This is a genomic window from uncultured Campylobacter sp. (genome assembly GCF_937996225.1).
Classification (GTDB): domain Bacteria; phylum Campylobacterota; class Campylobacteria; order Campylobacterales; family Campylobacteraceae; genus Campylobacter_B.
This window is the reverse complement of record NZ_CALKTC010000083.1, coordinates 22,999-37,738: the sequence shown is the minus strand read 5'-3', so window position 1 is coordinate 37,738 and position 14,740 is coordinate 22,999. Positions and strand designations below refer to the sequence as shown.

14 protein-coding genes are annotated in these 14,740 nt (G+C 50.8%); all 14 read right to left on the bottom strand.

What is annotated here, in order from left to right; translation table 11 throughout:
* Positions 1-131 precede the first annotated feature (131 nt).
* Genes Q0174_RS09850 through Q0174_RS09785 form a run of 14 tightly spaced genes read right to left on the bottom strand, consistent with a single transcriptional unit; the run spans position 132 to position 14,575 of the window.
* Positions 132-1,907 (bottom strand): NADH-quinone oxidoreductase subunit N, encoded by a 1,776-nt coding sequence (locus Q0174_RS09850; protein ID WP_298043662.1) that lies wholly within the window; start codon positions 1,905-1,907, stop codon positions 132-134.
* Entirely contained in the window at positions 1,897-3,426 is a 1,530-nt protein-coding gene (locus Q0174_RS09845; protein ID WP_298043660.1) for an NADH-quinone oxidoreductase subunit M, read from the bottom strand. The genes Q0174_RS09850 and Q0174_RS09845 overlap by 11 nt, the downstream gene beginning before the upstream one ends.
* A 7-nt stretch (positions 3,427-3,433) precedes the next feature.
* Positions 3,434-5,281: an NADH-quinone oxidoreductase subunit L gene (gene nuoL, locus Q0174_RS09840; protein WP_298043658.1), complete on the bottom strand. Its 1,848-nt coding sequence runs from the start codon at positions 5,279-5,281 to the stop codon at positions 3,434-3,436.
* Positions 5,274-5,597, bottom strand: coding sequence for an NADH-quinone oxidoreductase subunit NuoK (gene nuoK / locus Q0174_RS09835; RefSeq protein ID WP_005869753.1), 324 nt, complete (start codon positions 5,595-5,597; stop codon positions 5,274-5,276). The genes nuoL and nuoK overlap by 8 nt, the downstream gene beginning before the upstream one ends.
* Position 5,598: 1 nt before the next feature.
* Positions 5,599-6,126 carry an NADH-quinone oxidoreductase subunit J gene (locus Q0174_RS09830; protein WP_298043656.1) on the bottom strand — a complete coding sequence of 176 codons (528 nt, stop codon included), beginning with the start codon at positions 6,124-6,126 and terminating at the stop codon, positions 5,599-5,601.
* On the bottom strand, positions 6,123-7,037 hold the full coding sequence (gene nuoI, locus Q0174_RS09825; RefSeq protein ID WP_298043654.1) for an NADH-quinone oxidoreductase subunit NuoI: 915 nt from the start codon (positions 7,035-7,037) through the stop codon (positions 6,123-6,125). Before nuoI ends, Q0174_RS09830 begins: the two co-directional genes overlap by 4 nt.
* A gap of 10 nt (positions 7,038-7,047) precedes the next feature.
* Positions 7,048-8,043 carry an NADH-quinone oxidoreductase subunit NuoH gene (gene nuoH, locus Q0174_RS09820; protein ID WP_298043652.1) on the bottom strand — a complete coding sequence of 332 codons (996 nt, stop codon included), beginning with the start codon at positions 8,041-8,043 and terminating at the stop codon, positions 7,048-7,050.
* A complete protein-coding gene (locus Q0174_RS09815) occupies positions 8,040-10,748 on the bottom strand; it encodes an NADH-quinone oxidoreductase subunit G (RefSeq protein ID WP_298043650.1) in 2,709 nt (902 codons plus the stop codon). The genes nuoH and Q0174_RS09815 overlap by 4 nt, the downstream gene beginning before the upstream one ends.
* 1 nt (position 10,749) lies before the next feature.
* Entirely contained in the window at positions 10,750-11,457 is a 708-nt protein-coding gene (locus tag Q0174_RS09810; RefSeq protein WP_298043649.1) for a hypothetical protein, read from the bottom strand.
* Entirely contained in the window at positions 11,454-11,684 is a 231-nt protein-coding gene (locus tag Q0174_RS09805) for an NADH-ubiquinone oxidoreductase subunit E family protein (RefSeq protein ID WP_298043648.1), read from the bottom strand. The genes Q0174_RS09810 and Q0174_RS09805 overlap by 4 nt, the downstream gene beginning before the upstream one ends.
* Positions 11,681-12,907: an NADH dehydrogenase (quinone) subunit D gene (gene nuoD / locus Q0174_RS09800; protein ID WP_298043646.1), complete on the bottom strand. Its 1,227-nt coding sequence runs from the start codon at positions 12,905-12,907 to the stop codon at positions 11,681-11,683. The genes Q0174_RS09805 and nuoD overlap by 4 nt, the downstream gene beginning before the upstream one ends.
* The gene (locus Q0174_RS09795) at positions 12,907-13,695 is read right to left on the bottom strand and encodes an NADH-quinone oxidoreductase subunit C (protein ID WP_298043644.1); all 789 of its coding nucleotides are present in this window, start codon (positions 13,693-13,695) and stop codon (positions 12,907-12,909) included. Before Q0174_RS09795 ends, nuoD begins: the two co-directional genes overlap by 1 nt.
* Entirely contained in the window at positions 13,695-14,204 is a 510-nt protein-coding gene (locus Q0174_RS09790) for an NADH-quinone oxidoreductase subunit B (RefSeq protein ID WP_005869772.1), read from the bottom strand. The genes Q0174_RS09795 and Q0174_RS09790 overlap by 1 nt, the downstream gene beginning before the upstream one ends.
* The gene (locus tag Q0174_RS09785; RefSeq protein ID WP_298043643.1) at positions 14,186-14,575 is read right to left on the bottom strand and encodes an NAD(P)H-quinone oxidoreductase subunit 3; all 390 of its coding nucleotides are present in this window, start codon (positions 14,573-14,575) and stop codon (positions 14,186-14,188) included. Before Q0174_RS09785 ends, Q0174_RS09790 begins: the two co-directional genes overlap by 19 nt.
* Positions 14,576-14,740 lie beyond the last annotated feature (165 nt).

Here is a 14,740-nt window from a genome sequence, read left to right as displayed (position 1 = left end):
TCGCTTCTTTAAAAACTCGCTCAAATCGCGCGGCTCAAGTAGCGCAAAGCCGTAGGCATCCGGCTCGCCCAAAACAATCTCTTCTTCGTTAACAAAGCGCGGTGGGTTCGGCTCGCGCTTAAAATTTTAGCTCAATACCCGCTTAAAAAGACGAAATTATTTACTGCTCCGGTTAGGAATTTCACTAAAAACGGCGCCAGCACGCACGCCACGCTAGCTAGCACGACGGCAAATTTTATCTGCACGGAGACCGCGCTCAGCGAGCCGTCAAGCTCCGCGTCCTTTCGCGGCTCGTGCAAAAACATACGCACGATAAGGCGCAGGTAGTAATACAGCGCGAGCGCGCTATTTACCGCCATGATGACGGCAAGGGCGAAGTAGCCCGAATTGACCGCCGCGCTTAGCAGATACATCTTGCCCCAAAACACGCTAAACGGCGGAATGCCCGCAAGCGAGAGCATAAAAATCGCTGCGCATAGCGCAAAGAGCGGATGGGTGCGGATCAGACCGTCAAATTTCTCAAACGGATGCTCGAAGCGAGCTGTAAATTTAGAGCTTTGCGCGCAAATTTTGGCGCCGGGCTCGCAAGTTTTAGTGCCGAAAAGGGTCGCTTCCGCGTCGGGCTCAATCGCTTTCAAATTTGGCCCGCTTGCTTTAGAATTTTGCTCGCTCGCTTTAACGCTCCACTCGTCGCAGGCTGAATTTTGCCCGCTTGAGCCTAAATTTAACTCGCCGGCAAAGCTCGGTTCATGATTTTGCGAAAAAGCGGGCTTTGGGTTTGAGATAGAGCTCTCGCCGTTTGCGTTTAAATTTAAAGCGAGACTTTGGGTTTTAAATTTTAAATTTAACGAGCGCGCGCGCCTTTGCCGCACGCACCAGATGAACGCAAACGCGCCGAGATTCGCCACGGCATATAGGATCCAGTAGGTGAAAAGTGCGGCGTTTGCCTGCGTCGAGCCGATCACGATCGCGCAGAGCACGAAGCCCGCGTGCGAAACGGAGCTGAAAGCGAGCATCCGCTTGACGTCGCGCTGCACGAGCGCCATGAGGTTTGATAGGCTCATCGTAGCCACCGCAACAGCGTAGAGCACGATGTTTAGCCACTGCACGCCGATGCTTTGCAGCGCTTCAAACAGCCTGATCGCCACGACAAAGCCCGCGATCTTGGGCACGACGGACAAAAAGCCCGCCATTGCCGAGCTTGCGCCCTCGTAAACGTCGGGCGTCCAGGTGTGAAACGGGATCAGCGAGAGCTTAAATCCTATCGAGACGATCATAAATGAGCAGGCGGCGAAAAGCAATACGTTGGTTTGTAAATTTGAACTCTTGGCGATCTGCGCGATATTTGAAATTTCCATAGAGCCGGTCGATAGAAAAAACATCGCCGCGCCGAATGCGAAAAACCCGGATCCCAGCGCGCCCATTATGAAGTATTTTAGCGCCGCTTCGACCGAACGAGCGCGGTTGTGAAGCGCGATTAGCGTATAAAGCGCCAACGAACCCGTCTCAAGCCCCACGAGGATCATCATTAAGCTTTCGCTCGCGACCATAAACTCATACCCCACGAGCACGAATAAAAACAGCACGAAAAACTCCGCAGTATGGTACTCGTGCGCGCTTCTTGCACCCAAAGATAGAAAGATGAAAAATATCGAACCTGCGAGCATGATAAGCATCGATAGCGTCGCGATTCCGTCCACTAGCATCACGTCGAAAAGCCCGCGTATGCCGCTGTTGTAACCAAAAACGAGCCCGAAGCCCAGAGCTAGCGCCAGTATCGTGATGACGGCGTAAAATTTATACGATAGCGTGCGCGCAAAAAGCGAAACCGCGAGCATCAGCAGGGCAAATCCTCCAAGTATCGCCATAGGCGCGATCGAGGCTAAATTTAAAAGATTATTTTGCATCGCTTCTTACCTTAAAATTTGCTTTTTCCATATAGGCGCGAGTCGCGGTTTGAGAGGCTTTGTTAAACATCAGCTCAAGGCTTTGCGTCACGCTAGGCTCGATGCTCTTTAGCATCAAATTCGGCGCGACGCCCAGCACTACCACCAGCACGCAGATAGGGATGATAGAGCAAAGCTCGGTTCCGTTTAGATCGCTTAGCTTTTTATTTTCCTCATGCACAAGAGTGCCGAAGAAGGTCTTTTTATAAAGGTTCATCGAATAGATCGCGCCCATTATTATGCCGAGTCCGCCCAAGAGCGCGTAGCTAAAGCTTATTTTAAAAATTCCTACAAGGCTTAGGAATTCTCCCACGAAGCCGATCGTAAGCGGAAGGCCTATCGAGCCTAGCAGCACGACGCAAAAGCAAAACGCATAAAGTGGCATCACCCGCGCAAGCCCGCCGAATTCGCTAAAAAGCTTCGTATGCTTGCGGTCGTATAAAAAGCCTACGAGCATAAAAAGCCCTCCGCTTACGATACCGTGGCTGATCATCAAAAATACTGCACCGCTCATTCCTTCGCGGCTCATTGAAAAAATTCCTAGCATTATGACGCCCATATGCGCGATCGAGCTATACGCGATAACCTGTTTGATATCCTTTTGCGCAAAGGCGATGAAGCTTGCATAGATGATCATAACGATCGCCACGGCGCACATCATCCCGCTAAAATGCACGCTCGCATCGGGAAATAGCGGCAGCGAAAATCGTACGAAGCCGTAGGTACCCATTTTAAGAAGCACGGCGGCAAGCAGAACCGAGCCTATCGTAGGGGCCTGCCCGTGCGCGTACGGAAGCCAGGTATGAAAAGGAAAGCAAGGCGTCTTGATCGCAAAAGCGACCGAAAATGCCAAAAATAGAGGAATTTGCGTACTAAGCGGCAGCGATAGGCTCTGCCAGTCTAGGATATTAAAGCTGTACTCGCCCGTAGCCTCGTGATAGAAATAGCTCATCGCTACGAGCCCTACGAGCAGAAACATCGAACCGAGGAAGGTGTAGATGAAGAATTTTACCGCGGCGTAAATTCTCTTGCCGCTGCCCCACGCGCCGATGATGTAGAGCATCGGAATTAGCGAAAGCTCCCAAAAGATGTAAAACAAAATCGCATCCAGCGCCACGAAAACGCCCACCATCGTCATCTCTAAAAACAGAATGCAGATGATTAAATTTTTAGCGCGCTCTTTGATACTTAGACTAAGCAGCGCTAAAAATGTAACCAGCGTGCTTAGGATCACCAAAAACAGCGAAATTCCGTCCACGCCGATGAAGTAGTTGATGCCGTATTCGCTTATGAAAGGGCGCAGCACGCTAAACGCGATGCCGTCCACCGGCTCGTAGAGTATCCACAAAACGAGCGAAAGCACGAACTCTATAAAGCTCATCGTAACGGCGTAGGTCTTGATGCTCGCTTCGTCGATCAAAAAGCCTAAAACCGCAGCTACCGCCGGAAAAAATATAACCAAACTTAAAAAGTATTCCATGCCCACCTCACAGCGCAAACGCCAAAATCAGCAAAATGAAAGATCCCAAAACCATCCACCTTAAATTTGCGCTCAAATCTCCGCTATTGCTTGCGCGATCCGCACCTTCGCCGCTTTTTACCGCGATGCGAGCGATCAGATCGACGCTGGCGTCTATGATCGCGCCGTCGCATTTAGCGCAGATCTCGCTAAGCTTAGCGTATCCGCGCACGATCACGCGCTCGTAAATTTGCGGGATAAAATACTGAGCGATCAAAATTTTATAAAATTTGCAGTTCTTTAAATTTTGGCTAAATTTACCCTTGCCGTATGTCCAAATCGTGCCGATCGCTACCGCGCTTATCATCGCTAGCGTTATGGCGATCAAAATTACCTCTACGCCGTGCGGGATCGAAGCTTTAAAGCCCGGAAGTATGCTAAGCACGAACTCAGCAAAATCGTGCTCGAAAAAGCCCGCGATCACCGCGGGCACGGCTAATACGCCCATCGCGATGAGGGCAAAGCCTTTCGCCTCGTGCGGATGGTGGGTAAATTTTTGCTTGCCGAAAAACACGAGCATTATCAGACGTACGCTGTAAAACGTCGTCATCGCAGCGCCCGCAAACAGCAGCGCCCAGATAAAATACGCGTCCGCGCTCCACGCCGCTTCTAAAATTTTATCTTTTGAGAAAAAGCCCGCGAACGGATAAAATCCGCAAAGCGCAAGCGAGCCTATGCACATCAAAATCGCCGTAGGCCGCATAAATTTATATAATCCGCCCATATTTTGGATATTTAGATCATCCTTCATCGCGTGCATTACGTTGCCCGCGCCCAAAAATAGAAGCGCTTTGAAAAACGCATGCGTCGCCAGATGAAATAGCGCGATCCAATACGCCCCGAGCCCCGCGGCTACGAACATATAGCCAAGCTGCGAAAGCGTGGAGTAGGCGATGATCTTTTTAAGATCGTTATGAACCAGCGCCATCGACGCCGCAAAGACCGCCACGAAAGCGCCCAAGTAGACGATGAAGCCGCTTACTTCGGGCGCGAGCGCGAAAATCGCGTTTGCGCGGATCACCAGATAAACGCCTGCCGTAACCATCGTCGCTGCGTGAATAAGCGCAGATACGGGCGTCGGACCCGCCATCGCATCTGCCAGCCAGGTATGGAACGGAAACTGCGCGCTTTTACCCATCGCACCGATAAATAAAAGTGCGGCGATCAGGGTTAAAATTTCAGGCTCCAAGCCCGCTGCGTTCGCAAATACAACTTCGTAGCGCAACGAGCCGAAATTTAAATAGATCAAAAAAATTCCAAGCAGCATCCCAAGATCTGCGATACGGTTCATTATGAAAGCCTCGTTGGCGCACCAGCTGTAACCCTCCCTATCATACCAAAAGCCTATTAGCAGCCACGAGCAGAGTCCGACCCCCTCCCAACCGATAAAAAGTCCCAAAAAATTATCGCTCGTTACCAAAACCAGCATCGAAAAAACGAAAAGCCCCATGAAGCTGAAAAATTTAGCGAAGTTTTCGTCATCCCACATATAGTAGATCGAATACACGTGCACGACGCTGGAAACGATGCCTACGACCACCATCATTACCGCACTTACGCTATCTATGAGAAAGCTAAATTTTGCGTCCAAAAATCCGGTGCTTATGAAATCGGCTAAGCTTACGCTGATTAGGCGGTTGTCAGAGACGAGCTCCATCAAAGCAAGCGACGCGATAGTGCTTAAAATCACCAGCGCCGAGCAGATTACGCCAATAAACATCTTATCTTTGGCGCGAATGAAAACGCCTGCGAAGATCGCTGAGGCAAGCGGTGCGAAAAGGGCGATTAAAAGCCACACAAAAACAGTATCAAGCATCCGGCCCGTCCTTGGAAGGATTTTTAAAGTTTACGAAGCTGTCAAGTTCGATACTGCCTGTTTTCTTATACCACAAGATGAGTAGTCCAAGCCCCACGGCCATCTCGCTCGCGGCGATCGCTACGATGAAAAGCGCAAAAATTTCGCCGTTTATGTTATCGTAAAATTTCGCCACGGCGACGAGGGCTAAATTTGCGGCATTTAATAAAATTTCGCTCGAAAAAAAGAGCATTATCAAATTCCTTCGCTTCATCATACCCGCAAGCCCGAGCCCAAACATCATCGCAGCAACGATCAGATAGTGATTTAGACCCATTTTATCCCTCGCTCTCTTCGTAGCTCAGGTTCGCGTCCATCTGCTTATGCGCAAGCACGATAGCGCAGATCATCGCCACGAGCAGCATCACGGCGGCAAGCTCGAAAATCGCCAGATATTTCGTAAAGATAATCATCCCAAGCGCCTCGGTATCGTCGGTATTTAAAATTTTAAGCGTTTCTACGTTGTTCGCAACCACCGCGCCAAGCACGATAATCACGAGCAAAAATGCGATCACGCCGCTAAGCGCGAAAAATAGCCTTGCGCCCTTTTTCGGCTCGCTTACGTTTTTATCCGCGCCTAAAAACATCAGCGCGAAGCCGTAAAGCACGATCACGGCGCCAGTGTAGACTATGATCTGCACTACGCCCAAAAACTCCGCATCCAGCAAAAAGAAAAATCCACTCATAAAGACCATGCCGCCAGCCAGTGCGCTAAGGGCGTAAAGGACGTTTTTGCTAAAAACGCTGATGCCGAAAAGCGCCAGGCAAACCGCGCTGAAAAAATAAAATGCAAGCGTTTGTATCATTGCTCCTCCCCCTGCGCGGCAGAATCTTCGGCGCTTTGAGAGGCGGAATTTTCTTTGGAATTCCGCGCCGAATCAAGCGTAGAATTTTGAGCGACAGCGTAATTTTCTTTAGAATTTTCAGCGTTTGCAGCGGAACTTTCCTTTAAGCTTGCCAGCTCGGCGTCTTGTCGCTCGACCAAAATTTCGCCGCTTAAGCCCGCGCCCTTTGAAAATATAATTTTATCGTTAGCGGCGCCCTCTTTTTTGGAGCTTTCCGCGGCGCTGCTTTTTAAATTTGAATCCGCGCTCTTTAAGCTTAGCTCATCGCTTGCGGCGTCGCTTTTTATATAAGCGTTCGGCGTCACCTTGATCCGCGCGCCTGCGTTTTCATCCAGGCTGCCATAGCCTGCAAACTCCTGCGCCGCGCCGTTTAAACATAAATTTTCGCCGCGAATCAAAAGATCCTCTTTGAAGCCGTAGTAGGCTCGCTGTTCGCTAGCAAGCTCATATTCGCAGCCGTGCACGATAGCGATCTCGGGGCAGACGTCCGCACAGAGCCCGCAATAGACGCAGCGCCCTAAATTTATCGAGTAGTTATCTACCTTTTTACGCCCGTCGCTGCCGAGGCCGGTCTCCATCGCGATACAGTTTGCCACGCAGATCTTCTCGCACAAGCCACATCCGATGCAGCGTTCGCTGCCGCTTTCAAGCAGGCGCATAAGCTTGTGCACGCCACGGTATCTAGGCGGCATGACAAATTTTTCCATAGGATACCGAAGCGTATGCGAGCCGCCGCGCTTAAACATATTTTTTAGCACCACCCACAGCCCCACGAAAAGCTCGCCGTTAAAGGTGCGAGCTAGGAATCTGCGAAGCTTATCGCCGCCGGATTTAATAGGGGCTCGTTTATCGATCTGGGCGTATCTTGCCATCGCGCCCTCCTTAAACGATCGCTAGCGCGGTAATTAGCACGCAAGCAAGAGCTAACGGCATGCAGACTTTCCAGCAAAGCCCCATCAGCTGATCGGGGCGCAGATGCGGCCACGCCGCGCGCGCCCATAGGAAGCAGAAAAACACGAGGCTTGATTTTAACACCATCATAACGCCGCCAGGGATAAACCAAAACGCGTTAAATCCGCCCAAAAACAGCAGCGTCGTAACGACGGAGTAGGTTATGATATTGGCGTATTCGCCGATAAAAAACATACCCCAGCGCATGCCAGAATACGCCGTCCCCGCACCCGCTACGATCTCGGTTTCGTTTTCGGTGAGGCACAGCGGCGTGCGGTTGCACTCTACAAAGGCTGCGATGAGAAAGAGCGCGAAGCAGACGGGCTCTTTCCAGATAAACCACTTATCAATGCCGCCGCTTTGCGCGCTTACGATGTCGATGAGCGAGAGCGAACCCGTGATCATCACGATAGGGATCAGGCTAAGGCCGTTTATCACCTCAAAGCAGGTGATCTGCAAAAACGCGCGAAACGCGCCTATCGTGCCCCATTTATTGTAGCTTGCAAGCCCTCCGATCAGTAGACCATAAACGCAGGTGCCGCTAGCTCCGAGCAAAAATAAAATTCCCACATTTATATCGCTTAAAATCGGCTGTATAGTCCGCCCACCGATCGTAAACTCCGGCAGCAGCGGTACTACCGAAAGCGCCACGAAAGCGCCCGTAGCCGATATTATTGGCGCGATTTTAAAAAGAAGCTTATTCGCCCGCGCAGGCATCGCGTCCTCTTTGGTAAAAAGCTTTATCATATCCGCGCCTACCTGCAAAAGCCCTGCAGGCCCGACCATAGAGGGCCCGATCCTGCGCTGCATAAAGGCAAGCACCTTGCGCTCGGCATAGGTCGCAAGCCCCGAGAGCAGCGCAATAACGGCTAAAATCACGAGCGCCTTTAAGACGGTAGCTACGAAATAAAATGCACTATCGCTCATCTGCCCTCTCCTTTGGAATTTGAAATTTTCTCGATTTTCACGCTTGCATAGCGCGAGGTTTTGAAAAATATCTCGCCGCGAAGCTTCTCGTCAAAATACGGCAGATACGCCCCGCTAAAGCCTGGATCGATCTTTACGCTAGCGACGATTTCGCGCTTTAAGCTTACGAGCCCCTCTGCGCCGCTTTCGCTATTTTCATTACCGGCAGTATCGGCTTTATGCGCGCCGCTTGCGCGATCCGTTTTTTTAGCACGACTAGCGCCGCTTTTGTCGCTTTCATTATCAGCGGCGCCCGTTTTACGCGCGCAGCTAGTTTTTTCATCATGGCCCGCGCCGTCTGCTTGGTAAATTTTAACGACGTCGCCTGCGCTCACGCCCAAGTTTTCGGCGATACTAGGGCTTAGATACAGCGCGCCCGCTTCGCCCAGCCCGCTGCTTGCGCCGCTAAATTTATTGAATTGATGCAGCGGATTTGCCTCATAGATTAAAATTTCGCCCGCGCCCGCGCTAAGTGGCGCGGAAAGCAAAATTTCAAACTCATCCTCGCTTGCGGCAAGCTCCTTGTTTTGCAACTCATATCCGCGATGATTTGCGCCGCCGTTGTCGTAGAAATTTTCTAAATCGTCAAATTTAATCGGCTCAAAATCCGCGCCCAAGCTCGGCGTATAGCCGATCGCGTGCTCCGCGCAAACCCCAAGCGCACAGGCAATATCGTTTAGCTCGTATCCGCCGTAATCAAGCGCCGCATTGCTAGGCACCACGCGCTTGTCGTAGTTCGTAAACGTACCCTCCTGCTGCACTAAGCTAGGCGCATCCAGATCCGCTTCCAGCACGCCGAAACTAATATCGCCCGCTTCATTGTAGCCTAGCGTCTCGCCCGCATTTTCTTGCGCGCTAAGCTCACAGATGAGCGCGACGCCCAGGCTGTTCGTGCGCGGCGGCACCAATAGCACCTTAAATGGCGTGTAGCGCTGCACTAAACCCGCCAGGCGCGCAAGCATGGCGCTATTTGGCGTGCGGATAAAATCCTCGCCGATGATAAGCGAAAAACGCTCCTTTTTAGCCAAAATTTCATCTATTTTTTGCTCGTCCAGACCTAGCGCGCAGGCAAAATTTGAAATTTTACTTTCCGCAGGATTTTCGGAATTCTGCGCGGAATTTTTTGCGGAATTTTCAGCGTTGCCGTCCGCGCTTGCGGAATTTTCGGCACCGCTCGCACTTGCAACGTTCCCAGAGCCATTTGCCTCCGCAGAATTCTCAAGATTTTGCGAATCTGCGGATTTCTCGTCTAAATTTTCCTTCGCCGCGGCGCGCGAAATTTCAAATTCCGCCGCGAGTTTCGCATCCAGCCACTCAGGTAGATCGCGCCCGAACTTTTGCAAGATCCAAAGCAGGATCTGTGCCTCCAAGCCCGCAGCGTGCGGCTGATGGATAAAATTTTTGCCAAAACCCTTAATGCCCTCGTCGCAAAACGGATGAAAATAGATCCCGCTTGCCTTATTTAGCTTGCAGGCGCTGTTTACCGCATAGCCCAAATTTGGCGCGTCGCTACGTAAAAACGTGCCGCAAACAACGATGAAATCGCTATTTTTAATCGCATGCGAATCCGCATTATAAAATTTCGTGCCGCTAAGCTTAGAAAATTCGCGCAGGAATTTTTGATACGCAAGCGCTTCGTCGTTAATCAAAGCGAGCTTAAATTTTTGCCGCAAAAGCTCTAAAATCCGAGCTTCCTCATTGGTGATGAAGCTATTAAATTTAATATTTTTGATCTCGCCATCCTCGATACCGCGCACGATACGGCTAAAAACCGCTTCGTTTTTGCTCGCCCGTTCGTTTGAAAAATCCCAGCCGAAGCGCGCTCCTGCATGTAGGACGCTAAAATTTATGTCGCTGCTAACGCGATAAATTTTTTCACGCGGCTCGCCTATGCCGCGGCGCTTGATCTCGTAATAAAGCAGCTCGCAATCGCTGCTGTGCGGGTTGGAAGCGGGGATTTGACGCAGCTCCCAGGCGTTTGAAACGTATTTAAACGCGCGCTCTACCAGAGCTCCAGTCGGGCAGACCGCCGCGCTCTCGCCATAGTTTACGCAATCGTCATTTTCATTTACCCGCGCGATTAGGCTTTTTTGCAGCTTGTTCCACACGGCGTAGGCGTCTTTTGGCATCGCGTCCTTTTGCTCCTTACTCGGCGCGTCTCCGCCGCGCGGAACGAGCTTAAACGCATCTACGCCCAAGCGGTCTTTCGCGGCGGTGATACAGCGCTCGCAAACGATGCAAAGGCTAGGATCATAGCTCAAATATCCCCAATCCTGCACCTCGCGCGCCGTATCGCGGATGGCGTAGCTTTGGGCGTTTGTGCGCATCAGATGGGCTAAATTTTGAAGTTCGCACTCGCCGCTTTGATCGCAAACCCCGCACGCCATCGGATGGTTGATACAATAAACCTGCGTGATCGCCTCTCGCTCGGCGTCGATCTCGGGGCTGCGGCTGTAAATGACCATGCCGTCCTTGGCCTTGGCGTTGCAGCTATAGACGCGCTTGCCGTCCGCTTCGACCATACAAAGTCTGCATGCGAGCGTCGGCGTACCGCCGCTTAGATAACAAAGCGCAGGGATAAAAACGCCGCAGCGACGCGCGACCTGCAAGATGTACTCGCCATCGTCGCACTCGCAAGCTTTACCGTCGATCGTGATCTTTGCCATTTTAAACCTTAGAAATTTCGGCTAGTTCGAAATTATAGCCGCTAAAGCCCCGTCCGCCGGAGCCCAGAAGCGCGATCGCGCCATTTATCCACCCCTCTTGGATAAATTCTTTTTCCAAATTTAAATGCGGCGTTTTGATGCGGACGCGATCGCCGTATTTGATCTTTGCGACCATACTAAAATACACTCCGCCGACGAGCCGATCATCCGCATCGTGTTTGAAAACCACGGCGCCGTCGAAGTTCATAGGCTCTTTAAGCGGGCTTAAATTTACCGCATGCGGTGCGGCTAGCTCCATTTGCTCGCCGCGTAAGTTTAAAATTTTAACTCCGAATTCTGCCGCTATGAGAGACAGAAAAGCTTTGATATTTTCGGCATCGGGATGAGTTTTAATAAGCGCATCGTCGATCAAAAGCGCATCGCAGCCTCCCCGTAAAAACTCCGCGATCTGTTCGATCTCCTCCTCGCCCACGTTGCTTTCGCCGTTTAGATACTCCAGATCCAGCTCCGCGAAATATGGCTCGTCGCAAAAGCTCGCGCAGATTAGCGCCAGCACGAAGTTTTGCGCGCCGATCTCGCATTTAATCAGCTCACTTTCTAAATACGGATCTTGCAACGGCGATACGCTTAAAATTTTAGCGTGTTTAAAACCTTCCGTAAGCCCCGGACTTTGCAGTCTAAGTAGCGGCGCAAAATTTAAAATTTTCATATTCTCCCCTTTTTTGCGACTATCATCCAATCGACCTGGTTATATCGGATGGAATTTAATAGCGTGGAATTTAACCCATCAACTAGATCGGCGCTTTTTTGAACTGCGCTGAAATCGCCTATCTCAAACATAAAGATCATCGTCTCGCCGCGAGCGGAATTTTTTAAAATTTCGCCCATGCGGTTTAAAAATTTATCGCCCAGATGCCTTAAATCATATCGCTTCATCGATCCACCTCGCCTAAGATAATATTAGTGCTGCCGATGATCGCCGCGGCGTCGGCAAGATACTGCCCGGGTAAAATTTCCTCATAGACCGCGCAATGCCAAAAGCTCGGCGCGCGGATCTTAAGGCGGTACGGGCGGCTTTCGCCCATCGAGCGGATATAAAATCCAAGCTCGCCCTTAGGGCTCTCGCTCGCGGCGTAAATTTCGCCCACGGGCGGGCGTAAGCCCTGCGTAACCAGTACGAAATGCTGCATCAGCGAGTAGTTTTGCGTCATGATCTGCTCTTTGCTAGGATTTACGTAAGCGGGATCGATCGCTAAAATTTGCGGATCGCTCAGCGAATAGTGCTTCGCGCACTGGCGCAGAATTTTAAGGCTCTCGCGCATCTCCGCCATATAGCACTTATATCGCGCGTAGCAATCGCCCTCACTCGCATACGGCACGTCGAAATCAAGCTCGTCGTAGATGAGGTATGGCTCTTCTTTTCGGATATCCCACGCATGTCCGCTAGCGCGCAAGCTCACTCCGCTACAGCCGCAGCTAAGGGCATCTTCGTGCGAGATCACGCCCACGCCCTCGGTTCGCATCAGCCAAATTCTATTCGTATCGAGCATATCTTCAAATTCTTTAATGTCGCTCGGAAATTCATCGCAAAATTTCAACATCTCCTCTATCCAGCCGTTAGGCAGATCCAAAAATACGCCGCCGATTTTGATATTATTGTGCGTAAGGCGCGCACCGCAGTATTTTTCTATGAGATCAAGTATGTATTCGCGCGAGCGAAAGCAGTATAGAAATACCGTCATCGCGCCGATGTCAAGCGCGTGAGTACCCAAAAATAGAAGGTGCGAGCTGATGCGATTAAGCTCCAGCAAGATTGTGCGGATGATCTGCGCGCGGCGCGGCACTTCGATGCCGCAAAGCTTCTCGACCGCGGCGCAAAAGCCGTAGTTGTTCGAGCCAGATGCGACGTAATCGACGCGGTCCGTTACGGGAACAAATTCTGCGTAGATCATATTTTCTGCCATCTTTTCGATGCCTCGGTGCATGTAGCCCACGCCCGGGCGGGCTCGCACGATTCGCTCGCCGTCAAGCTCCAGCACTAGCTTTAGCTGGCCGTGCGCGCTTGGATGCTGCGGACCGAAATTTAAGATCATATTCGCGCCCTCGCGCTCGTACTCGATGTTTTCGAAAAACGGTCTTAGCTTGCTTGGATTTTGCATTATTTTCTCTTTGTGATGATCTTGTAAATTCCGCGTTTAGCGCGTTTTACGAAGCGCACGCCGCCCTCTTCCTGATATTCTTGTAAAATTTTCTCTTGCGGCCGCGGCTCGCCTCTAGCGCCCTCGTGATAGAGCCGCGTAAAGTTGAAGGTATCTTTTTCGTCTACGAATGCGGAATTTCGATTCTCCTCGCCGATGCGTTCGCGTGCGCCAACCCCAAAAATTTTATCCACCTCGTACCACTTGGCAAACTCGTCTCCTTGCAGCGGATAGGACTTCAAAAGCGGGTGTCCGAACCAATCATCGGGCATTATTAGGCGCGCCAAATTTGGATGATTTTCAATCCAAACGCCCATCATATCGTATAGTTCGCGCTCCGCCCAGTTCGCGCTTTTGTAGATGCCCGCAGCGCTTTGCAAAAAGCTCTCGTTCGGCACGAAGCACTTTAGCCGCGCGCGGCGCACTCTTTTGATATCCAAAAGCTGATAAAAAACCTCGATGCCGCCGCGAGCCTCGGTAAAATCCACGCCGCTTAGCTCGCATAAAATTTCATATCCCGCACCCTTAAGAGCATGCAGCGCCGCTAAATTTTGCGCGGGCTCCACGTAGAGTACGAGAGTGTTAAATTCCACATACGAGTTTAAAATTTGGACGCCTTCAAGCGCATCCAGATCGTCTTTAAAATCGCTTTCGCTTGCGTCTAGCTTCTGCGTCTCCTCGGGGATGAAAAATCTGTCTTTATAGTAATTTTTCTTGCTCGCATCGTTTTTCGGGCTATACTTTCTCATCAGATCAGCCTTTTTGCCTTTTGCGCGCGGCGCGGGGTTTGGGTGCGGATCTTTTTTTGTAGCACCATCATCGCAAACTGCAGCGTCTCGGGGCGCGGCGCGCATCCAGGCAGATAGATATCAACTGGCACTATGCGGTCGCAGCCCTGTACCGTCGCGTAGGTATTAAACATCCCTCCGGTATTGGCGCAGCTACCCATACTGATGACCCATTTGGGCTCGGGCATCGCGTCGTATAGGCGGCGCGTAAACTCGGCGTGCTTTTTACTAAGCGTGCCTGCGATTATCATCACATCCGATTGCTTGGCGCTTGCGCGAAATATCGTACCGAAGCGGTCAAAGTCAAATCTGCCCGCGCCCGCTGCCATCATCTCGATCGCACAGCACGCAAGCCCGTACGTCATCGCCCACAAAGAGTTACTCCTGCCCCACGCGATCAGCTTATCGACGGTGGTGAGAACTACGGGAAGTCCGTTTTCGCGCGCGTAATTTATCTTATGCTCTGCCAATTTAGCGCTCCTTTTTTCCAGGCGTAGATGAATCCGATGCCTAATAATACGATGAAAAACGCCATCTCCACGAGCCCGAACACGCCTAAAATTTTAAAATTTACCGCCCATGGAAACATAAAAATAATCTCGACGTCGAAAAGTATAAAAAGTACCGCCGTTAAAAAGAAGTGGGAGTTCATGCGGTTGGGCTGTTTGACCGCCTCGGGTCCGCTTTCGTAAATTTCGCCCTTTAGCCGCTCGTCGCACTTGTCTGCCAAACGCGAGCCCACCAAAGAGAATAATTTAACGATGAGCGAAAAGACGCAAAAAGCCAGGATTAGCATTACAAATATTCCGAAATATGGGCTTTGCAGCGGAATTCTAGACATTTTTCGCCTCGGTTTTAAAATTTAATGTGGATTGTAACGAAGTATTGATTTAATAAAGCTTAGCGCGCGCCACTAAATTCGCTTTTAAAAGTAAAATTTAATATACCTCGCTCGTGCGATTTAGTGGGGATTAAGGCGCGTGTGGTAAAATTTCGCGGATTTTAA

Excerpts from the sequence above, each read along its gene's own strand:
- Q0174_RS09850 (WP_298043662.1), bottom strand. The coding sequence starts at position 1,907 with ATGCAAAATAATCTTTTAAATTTAGCCTCGATCGCGCCTATGGCGATA.
- Q0174_RS09845 (WP_298043660.1), bottom strand. The coding sequence starts at position 3,426 with ATGGAATACTTTTTAAGTTTGGTTATATTTTTTCCGGCGGTAGCTGCG.
- nuoL (WP_298043658.1), bottom strand. The coding sequence starts at position 5,281 with ATGCTTGATACTGTTTTTGTGTGGCTTTTAATCGCCCTTTTCGCACCG.
- nuoK (WP_005869753.1), bottom strand. The coding sequence starts at position 5,597 with ATGGGTCTAAATCACTATCTGATCGTTGCTGCGATGATGTTTGGGCTC.
- Q0174_RS09830 (WP_298043656.1), bottom strand. The coding sequence starts at position 6,126 with ATGATACAAACGCTTGCATTTTATTTTTTCAGCGCGGTTTGCCTGGCG.
- nuoI (WP_298043654.1), bottom strand. The coding sequence starts at position 7,037 with ATGGCAAGATACGCCCAGATCGATAAACGAGCCCCTATTAAATCCGGC.
- nuoH (WP_298043652.1), bottom strand. The coding sequence starts at position 8,043 with ATGAGCGATAGTGCATTTTATTTCGTAGCTACCGTCTTAAAGGCGCTC.
- Q0174_RS09815 (WP_298043650.1), bottom strand. The coding sequence starts at position 10,748 with ATGGCAAAGATCACGATCGACGGTAAAGCTTGCGAGTGCGACGATGGC.
- Q0174_RS09810 (WP_298043649.1), bottom strand. The coding sequence starts at position 11,457 with ATGAAAATTTTAAATTTTGCGCCGCTACTTAGACTGCAAAGTCCGGGG.
- Q0174_RS09805 (WP_298043648.1), bottom strand. The coding sequence starts at position 11,684 with ATGAAGCGATATGATTTAAGGCATCTGGGCGATAAATTTTTAAACCGC.
- nuoD (WP_298043646.1), bottom strand. The coding sequence starts at position 12,907 with ATGCAAAATCCAAGCAAGCTAAGACCGTTTTTCGAAAACATCGAGTAC.
- Q0174_RS09795 (WP_298043644.1), bottom strand. The coding sequence starts at position 13,695 with ATGAGAAAGTATAGCCCGAAAAACGATGCGAGCAAGAAAAATTACTAT.
- Q0174_RS09785 (WP_298043643.1), bottom strand. The coding sequence starts at position 14,575 with ATGTCTAGAATTCCGCTGCAAAGCCCATATTTCGGAATATTTGTAATG.